We start from the raw sequence: 18,054 nt of genomic DNA, 5'->3' as shown, positions 1-18,054 counted from the left end.
TAGTCATCGAAAAGCATAATAAAGGCTGCTTGTCGCTCTTCCTTGGGCAAACAAAAGGTGGCGCTCATAGTTAGCGATTTTGATTATGCTGTCAATTACAGTCGTGTATCACTCTGTTAATATCGCCGTATTCGTTATCTTTAGGTGGTACCAATGACATTAAAGTTCTCAGGCAATATTGATGAGCTGGCTTATCCCTTTATCTTTGAAGACTCCCCTTTGTGTGATTTTGAAATCCTAACCGATGAGTTATGCACTTATACAGGGCTGGCATTATCTCAACTTGAAGAGGGGGAGATCCGCCAATCATTAGCATGGCTACAGCCACACCTGTTCCATCTCAATGGCTCTATTCGGGGAAAATGTGGGATTTTTGAAACTGATATCGAGAAACTAAAATCTGATTACCACCATTTCCGAGCGCAGGTGACGGATAACAATAAACGCTTTGTTTTACCTCGTGGTGTTGGTTCGGTTGTGCTGTTACATCAGTGTCGAAGTTTAGCGAAGAAAGTGGTACGTCAATTAGTGTTAGTGGATGCTTCGGGGAAAAAGGTACCTGAAACCTTACCACGCTTTGCTAATTTGTTAGTGAACTACTACTTTGCCTTAACGCGGGTCTTGAACCAAGAAGCGGGAATAGAAGAGCCAGAATATATCAGTATTAATTATCCTAAATCGCCGAAAAGTTAATATAAAAAATAATAAAAAGCGTCATATATCAAATATATATGACGCTTTCTTGTTTCTGCTATCAATGGTTAGTATTTACTTACCAATACAGAACGAGGTAAAGATACGACCGAGTAAATCATCCGATGTAAATTCACCTGTGATCTCACTTAAGTGTTGTTGAGCAAGACGTAACTCTTCGGCAAGAATTTCACCAGCCATAAAGCCTTCAAGTTGCTCTTTGCCTATAGCAAGGTGCTCAGCGGCACGCTCTAGTGCATCTAAGTGACGACGGCGTGCCATAAAGCCGCCTTCAGTGGTACCAGAGAACCCCATACATTGTTTTAGGTGTTCACGTAGTGCATCTACACCATCACCCGTACGTGCTGATAATCGAATTAAGGTTGGATTATTGGCATGACAGATACCAGTTTGTTCACCGGTAAGCTCTGCTTTGTTACGAATCACGGTTAAGCCCATATCAGCCGGCAGACGCTCAATGAAGTCAGGCCAGATCTCTTTGGGATCGGTCGCATCTGTCGTGGTGCCATCAACCATAAACAGAACGCGATCAGCATGCGCAATTTCATCCCACGCACGCTCAATACCAATGCGCTCTACTTCGTCAGAGGCTTCACGCAAACCTGCGGTATCAATAATGTGCAGTGGCATGCCATCAATGTGGATATGCTCACGTAGTACGTCACGAGTCGTACCCGCAATATCTGTCACAATCGCGCTATCTTTACCTGATAGAGCATTTAACAGGCTAGATTTACCTGCATTAGGGCGACCAGCAATGACTACTTTCATACCTTCACGCATAATCGCGCCTTGGTTGGCTTCTTTACGTACCGCATTTAAGCGATCGATAATGCCATTTAAATCACCACCTACTTTACCGTCAGAAAGAAAATCAATTTCTTCTTCAGGGAAGTCAATTGCTGCTTCTACAAAGATACGTAAATGAATCAAGGCTTCAACCAGTTCATTTACTTTGGTTGAGAATGCACCTTGCAGTGATTTAAACGCACTTTTGGCTGCTTCTTCAGAGCTTGCATCAATTAAGTCGGCAATCGCTTCTGCTTGCGCTAAATCGAGCTTGTCGTTCATAAAGGCGCGTTCAGAGAACTCACCAGGACGTGCTGCACGGATCCCGTCAATTTTTAAGATACGACGGATCATCATATCCATCAGTACTGGGCCACCATGACCTTGGAGTTCCAACACATCTTCGCCAGTAAATGAGTTAGGGCCTTTAAAAAAGAGGGCGATGCCCTGATCCAGTGCGGTGCCATCTTCATTTTTAAAAGGAAGGTATTCAGCGTAACGCGTTTTTAGTTCGCGACCTGCAACAGCAAGCGCAACTTCTTTGGCTTTAGGGCCTGAAACGCGGATGATGCCGACGCCACCACGACCCGGCGGTGTCGCTTGAGCGACAATAGTATCGATGTGTTGATTCATAACCTTGGCTTTGCTTGATAAAAACAGGAGAATTGTAAACTAGTGTTGCGTGTAACACCTAATTAGGCAAATAAAAAAGGTGACTAAAAAGCCACCTCAGTGCAAATATTCTCTTACTTCGTATTTTTTCTACTATGTAAGCCTTGTTGTTCTAATTTACGGAAAATAATGGTTTGCTGGATCAAGGTGACAATATTGGAGGTTAACCAATACAACACAAGTCCGGCAGGGAAGTACAAGAAGAAAACCGTGAATATTACAGGCATGAAAGTCATGATTTTCTGTTGCATGGGATCGGTGACGGCAGAGGGGCTATTCTTCTGGATAAAGAACATTGAGATCCCCATTAAAATCGGTAGCACGTAGTATGGGTCTTGCGCTGATAAGTTTTGGATCCAACCAAAAAAGGGCGCATTACGTAGTTCTGTTGATAGATTCAATACGGTATAAAGCGCAATAAAAATGGGCATTTGTATTAGCAAAGGCAAGCAACCACCCAATGGGTTAACTTTCTCTGTTTTGTACAGCTCCATCATCTCTTGGCTTTGACGTTGACGGTCGTCGCCGAAACGCTCACGCATCGCTTGGATTTTCGGTTGGAGCATACGCATCTTAGCCATTGATGTGTATTGCGCTTTAGTCAGCGGATACATTAAGCCACGGACAATCAACGTTAGAATAATGATAGCGATGCCCCAGTTACCTACAATGCCATGAATAAAGGCAAGAAGCTCATGTAAAGGACTGGCGATAAAGGATGACCAACCGTAATCAGGGATTGCTGCTGTATTTAAATCTGGATTCATAATGTTGTGCCGAGCTCTACCATATAAAGATTAAATTTTAACCATCAATAATCGTATTAAAGTCCGAGTAATGCAAATAAAAAAGGCGACCCGAGGGTCGCCTTTTTAGTGCTAGAGAAGATTACTTCGCTTTTTTACTGCTGTGTAAGCCTTTTTTCTCAAGGGCACGGAAAATAATAGTCTGCTGGATTAACGTCACGATGTTTGACACTAACCAGTAAAGCACTAGGCCTGAAGGGAAGAACAGGAAGAAGAAAGTAAACATAACCGGCATAAAGGTCATGATCTTCTGCTGCATAGGGTCTGTCACTGTTGACGGACTCATCTTCTGGATAAAGAACATAGTGATACCCATTAAGATAGGTAGCACGTAGTACGGGTCTTGTGCTGACAAGTCATGGATCCAGCCGAAGAATGGCGCGTGACGCAATTCAACTGATTCCATTAATGCCCAGTATAGTGCAATGAAGATTGGCATCTGTAGCAAGATAGGAAGACAGCCACCCAGTGGGTTAACTTTCTCTTTCTTGTACAGTTCCATCATCTCTTGGCTTTGGCGTTGACGGTCGTCACCTAAACGCTCACGCATCGCTTGGATCTTTGGCTGTAGCATACGCATTTTAGCCATTGACGTGTATTGCGCTTTTGTTAGTGGGTACATTGCACCACGAACAATGAACGTTAGGATGATGATTGCAATACCCCAGTTACCCACAAGGCCATGGATAAATGACAATAGCTTGTGTAGTGGGTTTGCGATAAACCATAGCCAACCGTAATCAACTGTTAGGTTAAGGTTCTTCGCCGTTGCAGCCATTTCGTTCTGAAGTTTAGGACCAACCCAAAGCGTTGCTTTGATTGCTTTACTTTGACCCGGTGCTACCGTTTCGATTGGCATACGAACACCAATGAAGCCGTTACCATTACTTGTGGTCGAGTAAACTTGAGATGTTTGATCTGCGCCATCACGTGGGATCCAAGCAGAAACAAAGTAGTGTTGCATGATAGCAACCCAACCTTCGTTCGCAGCAACATCAAGGTTCTTATCCTTCATGTCGTCGAAGCTGTATTTCTTGTACTTAGTATCGTTCGCTGAGTATGCGCCACCTAGGTAAGTAGGCATTGTTAGGCTACCGCCTGAATCACTTAACTTATGGCGAAGCTGAGCATACATTTGCACGCTTGCTGCTTTATCAGTGTTGTTCGCAACGGTGTAATCAACGTTAACAGCGTAATCATTACGCTTAAGAACAAATGTTTTGGTGTAATTGATGCCATCTTTAGTGAATGTCATCGGTACACGTAATTCATTTTGCTCAGGACCCATTACAAAGTCTTTTGCTGTTACGCTGTATTGCGCACGGCCACCTTGTTGAGAATCAGCACCATTCGGGCCGATTAAACCTGATTGTGCAATGTAGTCATGACCATCTGTATCGTTAAGTAGTACAAAAGGGTCTTTTGAATCTAGTGTGTTGTTGTATTTTAGCAGCTTAGCATCAACTACATCACCACCAAGCGTATCGACTGTTAATTCCAGTACATCCGTTTTAATGGTAATTAAGTTTTGTGAGCTAGTTTGATCAGTTAGAGGCTGACCTTCAGCTGAATGTGACGGGATATCACTGCTTTGTGTCGATTGTTGCGCTACACCTTGGCTTTGAGGCTTAGGAGTTTTGTCAGCATTCCATTGTTGAAATAATAAGAATGAGACAAAAAGTAGGGCAATTAACAGAATATTACGTTGGGAACCCATAGTTAATGTTCTCTGTCGTTATGCTTAGTTGGCGGAACGGGGTCGTAACCACCGTCATTTAAAGGGTGACATTTTAATAGACGTTTCGCCGCTAACCAACAACCTTTTAACGCTCCATGCGTTTTTACAGCTTCGATCGCATATTGGGAGCAGGTTGGAGTGAAACGACATCGTGGCCCAAGGAGAGGACTGATTGCCATTTGGTAAAAGCGGACTAGTCCTACGACTAGCCACGCGAAGGGCGAGACAGGCGATGCCATAACTTATCTAACAATTTGAAGAGTTCTTCGTTGCTCAACTCGTTAGCTGATTTCTTTGCAATCACTACGAAGTCTTTTGCTGGAAGCTGATGTTGTTTTAGACGAAAACTTTCACGCACAATACGTTTAAAGCGATTTCTATCTACAGCAGTTTTAATCTGTTTTTTGGGAACAGCCAGACCAAGACGGGGGCAGTTTAGTTCGTTAGAACGGGCAAGAATAGTTAAGTGAGGAGAGCCAGCACGATGAGCTTGCTGGAAGACAGTTTTATAATGTTCGGGAGTTAACAAGCGTAACTCCCGAGAAAAAGCGTAGTTCTTCAAAATAATCGTCGATGATTACTTAGAAAGACGCTTACGGCCTTTAGCGCGACGTGCATTGATTGTTGCACGACCGTTCTTAGTAGCCATGCGAGCACGGAAACCGTGAGTACGCTTACGCTTAAGAACAGTTGGTTGGAAAGTACGTTTAGACATTTTGTTACCTTAAATTAACTGATCAGTTTTTAAGTTTGTTACCAGTCTTTGACTTAAATTAGTCAAATACCTCTAACAAAGAGGCGGAATTGTAATCACTGACTAACAAAGAGTCAATAAATATACGTGTAACTGGTAACGGGCGCTGCATTATACTTTTTATTAGACGAAGTTCAAGGATCCTTATTGGATCTCTATTTGCGTTAAGAATGCCTGTAACCGTGGATCCTTGGGTTGAGTGAAGATCTGTTGTGGTGGTCCTTGCTCGACAAACTCGCCGTCAGCCATGAAGATCACTCTATCGGCGACTTCGCGGGCAAACTGCAATTCATGAGTAACGATCAACATAGTTTGCTGTTGTTGCGCTAATTGTTTGATCAAGCTTAATACCTCATTTACCCATAGGGGATCCAAGGCTGATGTTGGCTCATCAAGCAACAATAATTCAGCATCTAATGCCATTGCTCGACCAATACCAATGCGCTGTTGTTGACCACCTGAGAGAGCTGCTGGATAAGCGTTGGCTTTATCAGATAAACCAATATCGCTCAAAATGCCTAAAGCACGCGCTTTCGCTTGTTGTTTATTCTGACCTTTAACGACTTCTAATCCTTCACTGATATTTTGTTGCGCTGTGAGATGATTAAATAAGGCATAGTTTTGAAACACAAATCCGGTTTGGCGGCGAAGGGCTAAAATCTCACTTTTTTTCGGCTGTCTGCAGTCAATTGTGGTTGCATTGATAGTGATCGAACCGCTATTAGCGCTATCAAGGTAATTAAGGCAGCGTAAAAATGTCGATTTCCCGGTACCTGACGGGCCAATAATTGCTACGATTTCGCCTTTTTTATGTTCAAGTCAAGGTTACTAAAGACGGTATGTTCACCAAACTGTTTGGTAAGTTGTTTGATCTTTATCATCGTACATATGCCCTGTCTAAACGGGTTTCTGCCAGTTGTTGTAGCGAGTAAGCACTACTACAACAGCCCAATAAATCATTGCAACGGCAAGGAATGCTTCAAAAAATTTAAAGCTTGATGAGGCTTCCATTTGTGCTTTCGCCATAATCTCTGGTACGCCAAGCGTAAACGCGAGTGACGTGGATTTGATCATATCGATAAAATAATTCATCAATGACGGTAAGGCGATACGGGTGGCTTGCGGTAAAATAATACGCCGCATTGTTTGCCATTCTGTCATACCTATCGTCAAGCTAGCTTCACGCTGGCTTCGATCAACCCCTGTAATTGCAGCACGAATACTTTCAGCCATGTAAGCGGCAAAATGCAGACTAAGACCAATCACGGCTGCGCTAAATGCATCTAGCCCGACCAAGCTTGGTATGATCTGTGGTAAGCCGTAATAAAGTAAAAAGAGCTGTACCAGTAATGGGGTACCGCGAAAGAAACTTATATAAAGCTGAGTCAGTATATTGAGTAGTGGTAATTGGTAAATCCGTATTAACGCGAGAATAAGGCCGACTATGAGGGAAAATATTGCGCCAATGGTTGCCATTAATAATGTTGTTGGTAGGTATTTCAACAATATAGGCATCAACGATAGCATGTAATCAAAATCAAAACCCATAATGATGATCCGTTGTACTGATTGAATAAAAGTTAGAGAGGCCACCATTGGGCTAAACGGTCAATGGTGGAATCGTGATTGTTATTGGGTGATATCGTTATCGAACCATTTGGTTGAGATAGTCGTTAAAGTGCCGTCTTTGCGCATTGCTGCTAATGTCGTATTAACTTGCTGTTGAAGCAATTTACCGTGGGCGGTATTTAAAAACGGCCACGCATTCTCAATGGTTGCAAACGGCTGACCTGCTAACTGAAGCGGTAGGGGTTTATCTTTGATAATTGCAACGGAAGATAAACGATCCATAACAAAGGCATCTGTTCGTCCTAGTGCGACATCTTGTTCAATACCACTGTCATATGTCTTGATGTTGATTTGTTTAGCGTTAGGTAGATCTCGTAATAATTGCTCGTAGTTTGAACCGAGATTAACGCCAACGGTTTTATTATTTAAATCAGCTGTCGAGTGGATCGTATTATTGCCTTTTCTTACTACTAATTGCGCACCATCAATGACATAAGGTTGGCTAAATAAGAATTTGGCTTTACGTTCTGGAGTAATGGTAATTTGGTTTGAAATGGTATCAATACGTCCTGTCTCTAATTGTCCAAACAATCCAGAGAAACTTGCGGTGACAAATTCAACGTTATAGTCATTACGTTTACCTATCTCATGCCAAAGGTCGACTTCAAAACCCTGTAGTTTGTCGTTACTAACAAATGTAAAAGGGAAATAACGTCCTGACATGCCGACTTTTACCGTAGTTTCTGCCATAACGCTGGTGGTAGAACATGCAAGCAGTGTTGTGGCAACAACTGCGGGTTTTATCCAGTTTTTCATTTGGCATTTACCTTTTATTAGTAGTGTTTTATGTGTGTAATTAATCCTACCTTGGCATTAAATGATAAAGATAATAATTTACAGTTATTTGAAATAACTATTTGTTTAATTACGAGCATATTACTGTGTTTCATCATGTCTTTTCTGCATGGTATGAGCGAGGAAATTGATAGAGAAGGTTACCCACAATGAAAACTTTTCCCTGTGGATGATAATTGGCGATGATAAAATGGTCATTCTTAAGTAAAAATAGTATTAAACGGGGAATGAAAGACTTATCTTTGTGATAGCTGTGTTAATATAGCTGTGGGTAATGATGGGTTAATTTGTGCTGATCTTACATGTTGTTGTGCGATCTATGTGCATAAGTTCGATCTTATTCACTGGATCTGCGATCTCTTTACTGGTGATCCTTGTTCAGCGAGTATAAAATTATCCTCCTTTTATGTTTTGTTTATTCAGTGTGGAGTCTACCTTGTCATCTTCGCTATGGTTGCAGTGCCTTCAACGCCTTCAAGAAGAACTCCCTGCGACAGAATTCAGTATGTGGCTTCGTCCGCTTCAGGCTGAATTAAATGATCATACTTTGACATTATTTGCTCCTAATCGATTTGTATTAGATTGGGTTCGCGATAAATATCTTAATAACATCAATCGTCTACTTAATGAGTTTTGTGGTGCTGATGCACCGAGCCTGCATTTTGAAGTGGGGAGCAAACCCGTTGCAGCACCGCCGCAGCCAGTTGCGCCACCCGTCTTTACTTTGCCAAAGTCAAAACCTGCGGTAGAACCTCAACCAGCAGTCCATCATGAGCCTGCGCCTTCTCCGGTGCAAAATGAATCGCCTGGTGGTTACCGTTCTAACGTCAACCCAAAACATAATTTCAATAATTTTGTTGAAGGTAAATCGAACCAGTTAGGTTTAGCGGCGTGTCGTCAGGTATCTGATAATCCGGGAGCGGCGTATAATCCATTGTTTTTATATGGCGGTACTGGGTTAGGTAAAACGCACCTATTGCATGCGGTAGGTAATGCGATAGCCAATCGTAAACCGAATGCCAAAGTGGTTTACATGCATTCAGAACGTTTTGTGCAGGATATGGTCAAAGCCTTACAAAATAATGCGATTGAAGAGTTTAAACGTTATTACCGTAGCGTTGATGCATTATTGATTGATGATATTCAATTTTTTGCTAATAAAGAGCGTTCTCAAGAAGAGTTCTTCCATACCTTTAATGCGTTATTAGAAGGTAATCAGCAAATCATTCTGACTTCAGATCGTTACCCTCGTGAAATTAATGGGGTTGAGGATCGATTAAAATCACGTTTTGGTTGGGGCTTAACGGTGGCAATTGAGCCGCCGGAGCTTGAAACACGCGTTGCTATTTTAATGAAGAAGGCGGAAGATCATAATATTCGTCTTGCTGATGAAGTGGCGTTCTTTATTGCCAAGCGTCTTCGTTCAAATGTTCGTGAGTTAGAAGGGGCATTGAACCGTGTTATTGCCAATGCAAACTTCACTGGTCGTGCGATCACGATTGATTTTGTTCGTGAAGCATTGCGTGATTTATTAGCACTTCAAGAAAAGCTGGTTACGATAGATAATATTCAGAAGACTGTTGCTGAATACTATAAAATAAAGATGGCAGATATGTTGTCTAAACGTCGTTCTCGCAGTGTTGCACGTCCTCGTCAGATGGCAATGGCACTGGCAAAAGAATTGACCAACCACAGTCTTCCTGAGATCGGCGATGCTTTTGGTGGTCGCGATCATACTACCGTGCTTCACGCTTGCCGTAAGATCGAGCAACTGCGTGAAGAGAGCCACGATATTAAAGAAGATTATTCAAACCTAATTAGAACATTGTCGTCTTGATATGAAATTTACCGTCGAACGCGAATATTTATTAAAGCCTTTACAACAAGTTGCAGCAGCTCTTGGTGGTCGCCCATCATTGCCGATTTTAGGCAATATCTTGTTGAAAGTAGAAGATGGTTGCTTGTCGATGACAGGTACCGATCTTGAAGTTGAACTTATCGCCAAGGTTGTCCTTGAAGGGGATTATGAATCCGGTACGGTTACTGTACCTTCTCGTAAGTTCCTCGATATTTGTCGTGGTTTACCGAGTAATGCCACTATTTCGGTGAGTTACGAAGGTGATCGCGTACTTATTCGTTCAAGTCGTAGCCGTTATACATTAACCACACTGCCTGCTGCTGATTTCCCGAATATTGAAGATTGGCAAAGTGAAGTTGCATTTACGCTTGAACAAGGTCGTATGCGTCAGTTGATTGATAGCACGCAGTTTTCAATGGCTAACCAAGATGTTCGTTACTACTTAAATGGTATGTTGTTTGAAACTGATGGCCAGCATTTACGATCGGTTGCAACTGATGGCCACCGTATGGCGGTGTGTGCGATTGATACGGGTCATGAATTACCAACGAAGCAAGTTATCGTACCGCGTAAAGGGGTATTAGAGTTGGTTCGTCTATTTGATAACCCTGAATCGTTAGTTAACATTCAAATTGGTAATTCAAATATTCGCGCGACAGTGAACAACTTTGTTTTCACATCTAAATTAGTTGATGGACGCTTCCCTGATTATCGTCGTGTTATGCCACAAAACAGTACTAAGTTTGTTGAAGCGGGCTGTGAAGAGATGCGTAATGCATTTGCTCGAGCGGCGATTTTATCAAACGAAAAATTCCGTGGTGTGCGTGTTAACTTATCTAATGGTGAAATGCGTATTACGGCGAACAACCCAGAGCAAGAAGAAGCGGAAGAGTTTCTTGATGTTGATTACCAAGGCGATAGCTTAGAAATTGGTTTTAACGTGAGCTATGTGTTGGATGTATTAAATACCCTTAAATGCGATCAAGTCCGTTTATCATTATCTGATGCAAATGCGCCGTCGTTAATTGAAGATGCCACTAACGATGAAGCCATGTATGTGGTGATGCCTATCAGACTATAGGTATGGCACTTACTCGTTTGATGGTGCACGACTTTCGTAATATTGCATCGTGTGATTTAGCATTAGCTGCTGGCTTTAACTTTTTAGTGGGCCCTAACGGCAGTGGCAAAACCAGTGTATTGGAAGCGATCCATTACTTAGGTCATGGGCGTTCGTTCCGTAGCCACTTAACAAGCAGAGTGATCCGCCATGAACAGGCCGAGCTGTTTATTCATGGTCGAGTGGTTGATAACCAAACTCAGTTAATGCTACCGATAGGGATCAACAAAAAACGTGATGGGACAACTGACGTTAAAATAGCTGGGGAGTCCAATCAAAAGTTGGCACAACTTGCTCAGATTTTGCCATTACAGTTGATAACCCCTGAAGGATTTGATTTATTAATCGGCGGTCCTAAATATCGCCGAGCGTTTATCGATTGGGGTGTGTTTCATGTTGAACCTAAGTTCTATCATGCATGGGCGCGCTTAAAGCGATTAACCAAACAACGTAATGCCTTATTAAAAACTGCCCGCAGTTATCGAGAGCTCAGTTATTGGGATCAAGAACTTGCCTTATTGGCAGAAGAAATAAGCGTATGGCGTAAAGATTACATTTCTGCGGTAAAAGAAAAAGCCGCAGAGATATTTCAGGTTTTTCTCCCTGAATTTGATATTCAACTCGGCTTTTACCGAGGCTGGGAAAAAGAAACACCTTATGCTGAGTTGTTGCAGCGCAATTTTGAACGTGATTGCCAACTTGGCTATACCGTAAGTGGGCCACATAAAGCTGATTTACGGATAAAGGTTGCCGGTACGCCTGTTGAGGACGTGTTGTCTCGTGGACAACTGAAATTGATGGTGTGTGCTTTGCGCTTAGCGCAAGGTTTACATCTTACAGAAGCGACTGGCAAACAATGTATTTACCTTATTGATGATTTTGCTTCCGAATTGGATAGCCAAAGGCGAGCGTTGCTAGCGCAACGATTAAAGGAAACGAACGCCCAAGTCTTCATCAGTGCTATTAGTGACGATCAAGTTGCCGATATGCTTGATGAAAATGGCAAGTTGTTCCATGTGGAACACGGTAAAATAACCGCAGGATAATTAAAGCGAGAGTAACTCAATGTCCAATAATTACGATTCATCAAGCATTAAGGTGCTTAAAGGCCTCGATGCGGTACGTAAGCGCCCAGGAATGTACATCGGTGATACCGATGATGGTACTGGCTTGCACCACATGGTTTTTGAGGTTGTCGATAACTCTATCGATGAAGCTCTTGCTGGTCACTGTGAAGATATCATTGTTACTATCCATGAAGATGGTTCGGTATCGGTAAGCGATGACGGTCGTGGTATTCCAACCGAGATACACGAAGAAGAAGGTGTATCAGCAGCAGAAGTTATCATGACGGTACTTCACGCTGGTGGTAAGTTCGATGATAACTCTTACAAAGTATCAGGTGGTCTACACGGTGTAGGTGTGTCAGTTGTAAACGCCTTATCTGAAAAAGTAGAGCTAACTATTCAACGTGCTGGCCACACTTACCAACAAGTGTACCGTCACGGTGTACCTGATGCGCCATTAGCTGTGATCGGTGATACTGAAAAAACCGGTACTCGTATCCGTTTTTGGCCAAGTGAAGACACCTTTACCAATATCGAATTCCATTATGAGATTTTAGCCAAGCGTTTACGTGAGCTTTCATTCCTAAACTCTGGCGTATCAATCAATTTAAGTGATGAGCGTGAAGAAGGTAAAGAAGATCACTTCATGTATGAAGGTGGTATTCGTGCATTCGTAGAGCACTTAAACCGTAACAAAACGCCAATTCACCCGAAGGTTTTCCACTTTGATAGTGAGCGTGATGACGGTATTTCGGTTGAAGTTGCAATGCAGTGGAACGACGGTTTCCAAGAAAACATTTACTGCTTTACTAACAACATTCCTCAACGTGATGGTGGTACGCACTTAGCTGGTTTCCGTGGTGCGTTAACACGTACATTGAACTCATTCATGGATAAAGAAGGCTACTCGAAGAAAGCTAAAGCGGCGACATCGGGTGATGACGCGCGTGAAGGTTTAACAGCCGTTGTTTCTGTTAAAGTACCGGATCCTAAATTCTCTAGCCAGACCAAAGATAAGCTTGTTTCAAGTGAAGTCAAAGCGGCTGTTGAATCTGCAATGAATGAAAAGCTGGCGGAATTCTTATTAGAAAACCCAAGTGATGCGAAAACCGTATGTAGCAAAATCATTGATGCATCACGCGCGCGTGAAGCAGCACGTAAAGCCCGTGAAATGACACGTCGTAAAGGCGCATTAGATTTAGCAGGTCTTCCTGGTAAACTTGCAGATTGTCAGGAAAAAGATCCTGCTGTATCTGAACTTTACATAGTGGAAGGGGACTCTGCTGGCGGTTCAGCCAAGCAGGGGCGTAACCGTAAAAATCAGGCAATCCTACCGCTTAAAGGTAAGATCCTTAACGTAGAAAAAGCCCGTTTCGACAAGATGCTGTCTTCACAAGAAGTGGCAACACTTATCACGGCAATGGGCTGTGGTATCGGTCGTGACGAGTACAACCCAGATAAACTGCGTTACCACAACATCATCATCATGACCGATGCCGACGTCGATGGTTCGCACATTCGTACGCTACTATTGACCTTCTTCTACCGTCAAATGCCAGAGCTTATCGAACGTGGTCACATTTATATTGCCCAGCCACCACTTTACAAAGTGAAGAAAGGTAAGCAAGAGCAATACATCAAAGATGATGAAGATATGAACCAGTACCAAACAACTTTGGCACTGGATAACGCATCATTGTTTGCCAATGATGGCGCACCAGCAATGACAGGTACAGCATTAGAAAGTCTTGTTACTCAATACAATGCGGGCATGAAGTTAATTGAGCGTATGAGTCGTCGCTACCCATCATTGATGTTAAATGAGTTTGTATACCAACCTCGTTTAAGCACAGAGATGATGGCTGAAGAAGCACAAGTAGAAGCATGGTTAACACCATTGATTGCTGCACTTAATGCTAAACAATCAGGTGAAAGTCAGTACAGCTTTGAAATTATCCGTGATGAAGAAAACAATGTGTACTTACCTAAAGTTGTGGTTCGTACTCACGGTGTTGATCACGAATACTTACTAAGCTTTGATTTACTAAACTCAAAAGAGTACGCGAAGATCGCAGACCTTTCTGAAGCATTAAACGGTTTACTTGATGATACTGCGTTTGTTCAACGTGGTGAGCGCAAGCAGGCGGTTTCAAGCTTTAAAGTTGCATTGGAGTGGCTGAACAAAGAATCACGTCGTGGTCTTTCTCTACAGCGTTACAAAGGTCTAGGCGAGATGAACCCAGAGCAACTTTGGGAAACAACGATGGATCCAGAATCCCGTCGCATGATGCAAGTAACTATCAATGATGCCGTTGCGGCGGATGAGCTGTTTACCTGTCTAATGGGTGATCAGGTTGAACCTCGTCGTAACTTTATCGAAGATAACGCATTGAAAGTTGCTAACCTTGACGTATAGCACAAACGAATAGTTTGTCTCTCAAGCTCAAAAAAACGCCGCTAGTGATAGTGGCGTTTTTTATTTATCCATATTTGCTATAAAGGCAGTTATTCTGCATAAGCTTTAGTGACTTCTTCTGCAATAATAGCAATACCTCGCTGCATTGCTTCATCACCTTGGACATAGTTCATGCGTAAGCATTCATGGCTATGTGCCCACTCATCTTGTAATCCGATAAAGAAATATTCACCAGGCACTATCATTACGCCACGTTGTTTTAAGCGTTGATACAGTACCTTCGTGGTGATCGGTAAATCTTCAAACCATAGCCATAAGAAGATAGCACCTTCAGGTTTGTGAATTTTAAATCGAGGATCTGGGATAGCTTGACGCAATAATTCAACAGCGCGTTGTACCTTCTGGTGATAAAACGGCTTAATCACGTTTTGGCTAAGTGGTAATAGTTCTTGCTGGTGGATCATTTTCGTTGCTACCGCGGGGCCAATACTACCAGGCGCTAAATTGACGATACCATTGATGTTAGACAAAGCAGTAACCATCGCTTCATTTGCAATCACGATACCGCAGCGGACACCGGGTAGCCCAAGCTTGGATAAACTCATACACAGAATAGTGTTGTCATCCCAAAACGGTGTTACCTCTTCAAAAATAATATCAGGGAAGGGTAAGCCGTAAGCATTATCAATAATTAATGGTATCTGGTGTTCTTTAGCCAGCGCTGCTAAATGTTCAATTTCTTTATCTGTAAGTATATTGCCTGTCGGGTTTGTCGGGCGAGAGGCGCAAATTGCTGCGATGCTGTCATCGATGACTAATTTGCTAAAATCGACATGGTATTTAAAAAAGCCATCTTCCAACATACTGATTGTAGGTTGGTACGAGATAAACATATCAGAGCTTAAACCAGCATCAGCGTAACCAATATATTCTGGCGATAACGGCAGTAATATTTTCTTCTTTTTACCATTTTCAAATTCTCCAGCTAACAAGTTAAATAAGCTAAAGAACGCACTTTGGCTGCCATTGGTTAAGACAATATTTTTAGCACTAATTTCCCAACCGTATTGTTGCTGTAACAGTGTCGCAAGCGAATCTAGAAAGCGATTTTTACCTTGTGGGCCATCATAGTTAGTCATCGACGCGGTAAGTTCACCACTAGTAGCCATGTCTTTTAATAGCTCGGTAAAGTAGTGGTTCATGGCTGGGATTTGCGCTGGATTTCCACCACCGAGCATGATGGCATTGGGATTGGTGAGTCCATCATTGAGATCTTGCATTAATAAGGTGATCCCAGAATCGCCTGCAAACTTATTACCAAAGCGCGAAAAGTCCATTACGTTTACAACCTCAGTGTCGATATTTAGTCTTGATGTAAGTGCTATCAATATGATGGCTTATTGAGCGTAACATAACGTATTGTCAGGTTCAGAGAAAGTTGAAATATTATCGATTGGTGGTGGTCGGTGCTGTGGACTCCCTCGTGTGGCAAAGATGCTGTACGTGTATTTATTTAAAGTGAAAAGGTGTTTCACATGAAACAATACGTAAGACACAACAGAAGACAGGCGAAAAAAAACCACGCCGGAGCGTGGTTTTAGATAACGTTAACAAACCTTATTTTTGCAGTAGAGAGATATCTGCTACTTTCAAGAATTGGTTGCGTAGTAGGCTAAGCAGTGCAAGACGGTTAACTTTTAGTTTCTCGTCATCAGCCATTACCATTACGTTATCAAAGAAAGCATCAACAGGCTCACGTAATGAAGCAAGCTCTGATAGTGCTGTTTGGTAGTCACCTGCAGCAAATACTGACTCAAGCGCAGCAACAACAGCGGTTACTTTCTCTGCTAGTTCTTTTTCAGCCGCTTCTACAAGTAAGCTGTTATCAACCGTAGTTGGTAGCTCACCGTCGAATTTCGCAAGGATGTTACCCACACGCTTGTTCGCTGCTGCTAGTGATTCCGCAGCATCAAGCTCACGGAAGTGGCTTACCGCTTTAACACGCTTATCAAAGTCAGCTGGTTGAGTAGGGTGCATCGCAAGCACGGCTTGGATAACATCAATGCTAAAGCCTGCATCTTGGTACCATGCACGGAAACGGCCAAGCATGAATTCAATGACATCTGAATCAACGTTGTCGTTTGTTAGCTTGTCGCCAAATAGTGAGTGCGCTTTCGCGATTAGATCAACAAGGTCTAGATCGTAACCATTTTCAACGATGATACGTAACACACCTAGAGATGCGCGACGAAGTGCGAATGGATCACTACCTTTTGGAGCTTGACCGATACCGAAGATACCGACAATCGTATCTAGCTTATCAGCCATAGCTACTGCTGATGATACCGGTGTGCTTGGTAGTTGGTCACCCGCAAAACGAGGCATGTATTGCTCGTTTAGGGCTAGTGCTACATCTTCTTGTTCACCGTCGTGACGTGCGTAGTGCATACCCATTACACCTTGCGTATCTGTAAACTCAAATACCATAGATGTCATTAGGTCACATTTAGCAAGTAAACCAGCACGCTTCGCGTTATCAACGTCTGCACCGATCTTGTCAGCAATGTAGCCAGCAAGCTCAGTAATACGATCTGTCTTGTCTTTAATTGTACCTAATTGCTTTTGGAAGATAGCTGTCTCTAGTTGAGGTAGACGATCAACCAATTTGCTCTTAAGGTCAGTATTAAAGAAGAACTCAGCATCCGCTAGACGAGGGCGAACCACTTTCTCGTTACCCGAGATGATTTGGCTTGGATCGTTAGAGATGATGTTTGATACGAAGATAAACTTAGGTACAAGTTTGCCTTCCGCATCGTAGACAGGGAAGTACTTCTGATCACCTTTCATGGTGTAAACTAGCGCTTCAGAAGGAACCTTTAAGAATTCCTCTTCAAATGATGCTGTTAGTACAACGGGCCACTCAACAAGAGAGGTCACTTCTTCAACAAGATCATCTTCAAGATCTGCAATACCGCCAACGGCTTCAGCCGCTTTTTTCGCATCAGCCAAAATGATCGCTTTACGCGCATCATAATCAGCCATTACTTTACCGCGCTCTTCTAAAATAGCAGGGTATTGATCCGCATTGTCGATAGTGAACTCTGCTTCACCCATGAAACGGTGACCACGGATAGTACGTGCAGAAGCAACACCTAAGATAGTGCCTTCGATTAGCTCGTCACCCAATAGCATGGTCAGTGTTTTCACTGGACGGATAAACTGAGTTTCTTTATCACCCCAACGCATTGGACGTGGGATGGGTAGTTTAGCCAGTGCAGCAGCAGCCAGTTCAGGCAGTAGTGCTTGGGCTGGTTGGCCTTTGACTTCTTGCTTGAACAGTAACCATTCGCCTTTATCGGTAACCATGCGTTCTGCTTGATCAACCGTAATACCATTACCGCGAGCCCAACCTTGAGCAGCTTTCGTTGGGTTACCGTCAGCATCGAATGCTGCTGATACTGCAGGTCCACGTTTTTCAACCACTTTATCAGGCTGGTTTTCAGCAAGACCAGTTACCTTAAGGGCTAAGCGACGAGGAGCGGCATACCACTTGATACCATCATGAGGTAGATCAGCGGCTTTTAATTCAGCTTCAAAGTTAGTAGCAAAAGCTTCTGCTAGAGTACGTAGTGCTGTTGGTGGTAGGTCTTCCGTACCGAGTTCGATTAAGAAATTTTTCTGTGTCATGGCGATCCC

Annotated in this window: 13 protein-coding genes and 3 pseudogenes; 5 read left to right on the top strand and 11 right to left on the bottom strand. The window is 42.9% G+C overall.

The window, feature by feature from the left end; all coding sequences use genetic code 11:
* The first annotated feature begins 153 nt into the window (after window positions 1–153).
* Entirely contained in the window at window positions 154–693 is a 540-nt protein-coding gene (locus tag SKA34_RS21695; RefSeq protein WP_006647557.1) for an adenosyltransferase, read from the top strand.
* 75 nt (window positions 694–768) lie between these two features.
* Here SKA34_RS21695 and mnmE read toward each other — a convergent pair whose 3' ends face one another.
* From mnmE to SKA34_RS21655, 9 genes and pseudogenes are all read right to left on the bottom strand, one after another.
* The gene (mnmE, locus tag SKA34_RS21690) at window positions 769–2,136 is read right to left on the bottom strand and encodes a tRNA uridine-5-carboxymethylaminomethyl(34) synthesis GTPase MnmE (protein WP_006647556.1); all 1,368 of its coding nucleotides are present in this window, start codon (window positions 2,134–2,136) and stop codon (window positions 769–771) included.
* A gap of 113 nt (window positions 2,137–2,249) precedes the next feature.
* A pseudogene (yidC, locus tag SKA34_RS21685) lies at window positions 2,250–2,909 on the bottom strand (membrane protein insertase YidC); the annotation flags it as partial.
* A 154-nt stretch (window positions 2,910–3,063) separates the two neighbouring features.
* On the bottom strand, window positions 3,064–4,698 hold the full coding sequence (yidC, locus tag SKA34_RS21680; RefSeq protein ID WP_006647554.1) for a membrane protein insertase YidC: 1,635 nt from the start codon (window positions 4,696–4,698) through the stop codon (window positions 3,064–3,066).
* 2 nt (window positions 4,699–4,700) lie between these two features.
* Window positions 4,701–4,958, bottom strand: coding sequence for a membrane protein insertion efficiency factor YidD (gene yidD, locus SKA34_RS23050; RefSeq protein WP_083784444.1), 258 nt, complete (start codon window positions 4,956–4,958; stop codon window positions 4,701–4,703).
* Window positions 4,925–5,281: a ribonuclease P protein component gene (gene rnpA / locus SKA34_RS21675; protein WP_005372259.1), complete on the bottom strand. Its 357-nt coding sequence runs from the start codon at window positions 5,279–5,281 to the stop codon at window positions 4,925–4,927. The genes yidD and rnpA overlap by 34 nt, the downstream gene beginning before the upstream one ends.
* 15 nt (window positions 5,282–5,296) lie before the next feature.
* The gene (gene rpmH / locus SKA34_RS21670; protein WP_005372258.1) at window positions 5,297–5,434 is read right to left on the bottom strand and encodes a 50S ribosomal protein L34; all 138 of its coding nucleotides are present in this window, start codon (window positions 5,432–5,434) and stop codon (window positions 5,297–5,299) included.
* 183 nt (window positions 5,435–5,617) lie between these two features.
* A pseudogene (locus SKA34_RS21665) lies at window positions 5,618–6,354 on the bottom strand (amino acid ABC transporter ATP-binding protein).
* Window positions 6,351–7,021, bottom strand: a pseudogene (locus SKA34_RS21660) (amino acid ABC transporter permease). Before SKA34_RS21660 ends, SKA34_RS21665 begins: the two co-directional pseudogenes overlap by 4 nt.
* Before the next feature lie 81 nt (window positions 7,022–7,102).
* On the bottom strand, window positions 7,103–7,858 hold the full coding sequence (locus SKA34_RS21655) for an amino acid ABC transporter substrate-binding protein (protein ID WP_006647550.1): 756 nt from the start codon (window positions 7,856–7,858) through the stop codon (window positions 7,103–7,105).
* 475 nt (window positions 7,859–8,333) lie between these two features.
* Here SKA34_RS21655 and dnaA point away from each other — a divergent pair, with 475 nt between their 5' ends.
* The 4 genes from dnaA to gyrB are packed head-to-tail and all read left to right on the top strand — an operon-like array spanning window position 8,334 to window position 14,358.
* The gene (gene dnaA, locus SKA34_RS21650) at window positions 8,334–9,734 is read left to right on the top strand and encodes a chromosomal replication initiator protein DnaA (protein WP_006647549.1); all 1,401 of its coding nucleotides are present in this window, start codon (window positions 8,334–8,336) and stop codon (window positions 9,732–9,734) included.
* A 1-nt stretch (window position 9,735) separates the two neighbouring features.
* Window positions 9,736–10,836 (top strand): DNA polymerase III subunit beta, encoded by a 1,101-nt coding sequence (gene dnaN, locus SKA34_RS21645; protein ID WP_006647548.1) that lies wholly within the window; start codon window positions 9,736–9,738, stop codon window positions 10,834–10,836.
* A 2-nt stretch (window positions 10,837–10,838) separates the two neighbouring features.
* Window positions 10,839–11,921: a DNA replication/repair protein RecF gene (gene recF, locus SKA34_RS21640; RefSeq protein ID WP_006647547.1), complete on the top strand. Its 1,083-nt coding sequence runs from the start codon at window positions 10,839–10,841 to the stop codon at window positions 11,919–11,921.
* 19 nt (window positions 11,922–11,940) lie between these two features.
* Window positions 11,941–14,358 carry a DNA topoisomerase (ATP-hydrolyzing) subunit B gene (gene gyrB / locus SKA34_RS21635; RefSeq protein WP_006647546.1) on the top strand — a complete coding sequence of 806 codons (2,418 nt, stop codon included), beginning with the start codon at window positions 11,941–11,943 and terminating at the stop codon, window positions 14,356–14,358.
* Between the two features lie 89 nt (window positions 14,359–14,447).
* Here gyrB and SKA34_RS21630 read toward each other — a convergent pair whose 3' ends face one another.
* Together SKA34_RS21630 and glyS are read right to left on the bottom strand one after the other, a co-directional pair.
* Entirely contained in the window at window positions 14,448–15,695 is a 1,248-nt protein-coding gene (locus SKA34_RS21630) for a valine--pyruvate transaminase (protein ID WP_006647545.1), read from the bottom strand.
* A gap of 280 nt (window positions 15,696–15,975) precedes the next feature.
* The gene (gene glyS / locus SKA34_RS21625) at window positions 15,976–18,045 is read right to left on the bottom strand and encodes a glycine--tRNA ligase subunit beta (protein WP_006647544.1); all 2,070 of its coding nucleotides are present in this window, start codon (window positions 18,043–18,045) and stop codon (window positions 15,976–15,978) included.
* Between the last annotated feature and the right edge of the window lie 9 nt (window positions 18,046–18,054).

This window comes from Photobacterium sp. SKA34, assembly GCF_000153325.1.
In the GTDB taxonomy this organism is placed as follows: Bacteria; Pseudomonadota; Gammaproteobacteria; order Enterobacterales; family Vibrionaceae; genus Photobacterium.
The sequence above is the reverse complement of the archived record's forward strand: the minus strand, read 5'-3'. Positions and strand labels throughout refer to the sequence as shown.

Excerpts from the sequence above, each read along its gene's own strand:
- SKA34_RS21695 (WP_006647557.1), top strand. The coding sequence starts at position 154 with ATGACATTAAAGTTCTCAGGCAATATTGATGAGCTGGCTTATCCCTTT.
- mnmE (WP_006647556.1), bottom strand. The coding sequence starts at position 2,136 with ATGAATCAACACATCGATACTATTGTCGCTCAAGCGACACCGCCGGGT.
- yidC (WP_006647554.1), bottom strand. The coding sequence starts at position 4,698 with ATGGGTTCCCAACGTAATATTCTGTTAATTGCCCTACTTTTTGTCTCA.
- yidD (WP_083784444.1), bottom strand. The coding sequence starts at position 4,958 with ATGGCATCGCCTGTCTCGCCCTTCGCGTGGCTAGTCGTAGGACTAGTC.
- rpmH (WP_005372258.1), bottom strand. The coding sequence starts at position 5,434 with ATGTCTAAACGTACTTTCCAACCAACTGTTCTTAAGCGTAAGCGTACT.
- SKA34_RS21655 (WP_006647550.1), bottom strand. The coding sequence starts at position 7,858 with ATGAAAAACTGGATAAAACCCGCAGTTGTTGCCACAACACTGCTTGCA.
- dnaN (WP_006647548.1), top strand. The coding sequence starts at position 9,736 with ATGAAATTTACCGTCGAACGCGAATATTTATTAAAGCCTTTACAACAA.
- recF (WP_006647547.1), top strand. The coding sequence starts at position 10,839 with ATGGCACTTACTCGTTTGATGGTGCACGACTTTCGTAATATTGCATCG.
- gyrB (WP_006647546.1), top strand. The coding sequence starts at position 11,941 with ATGTCCAATAATTACGATTCATCAAGCATTAAGGTGCTTAAAGGCCTC.
- SKA34_RS21630 (WP_006647545.1), bottom strand. The coding sequence starts at position 15,695 with ATGGACTTTTCGCGCTTTGGTAATAAGTTTGCAGGCGATTCTGGGATC.
- glyS (WP_006647544.1), bottom strand. The coding sequence starts at position 18,045 with ATGACACAGAAAAATTTCTTAATCGAACTCGGTACGGAAGACCTACCA.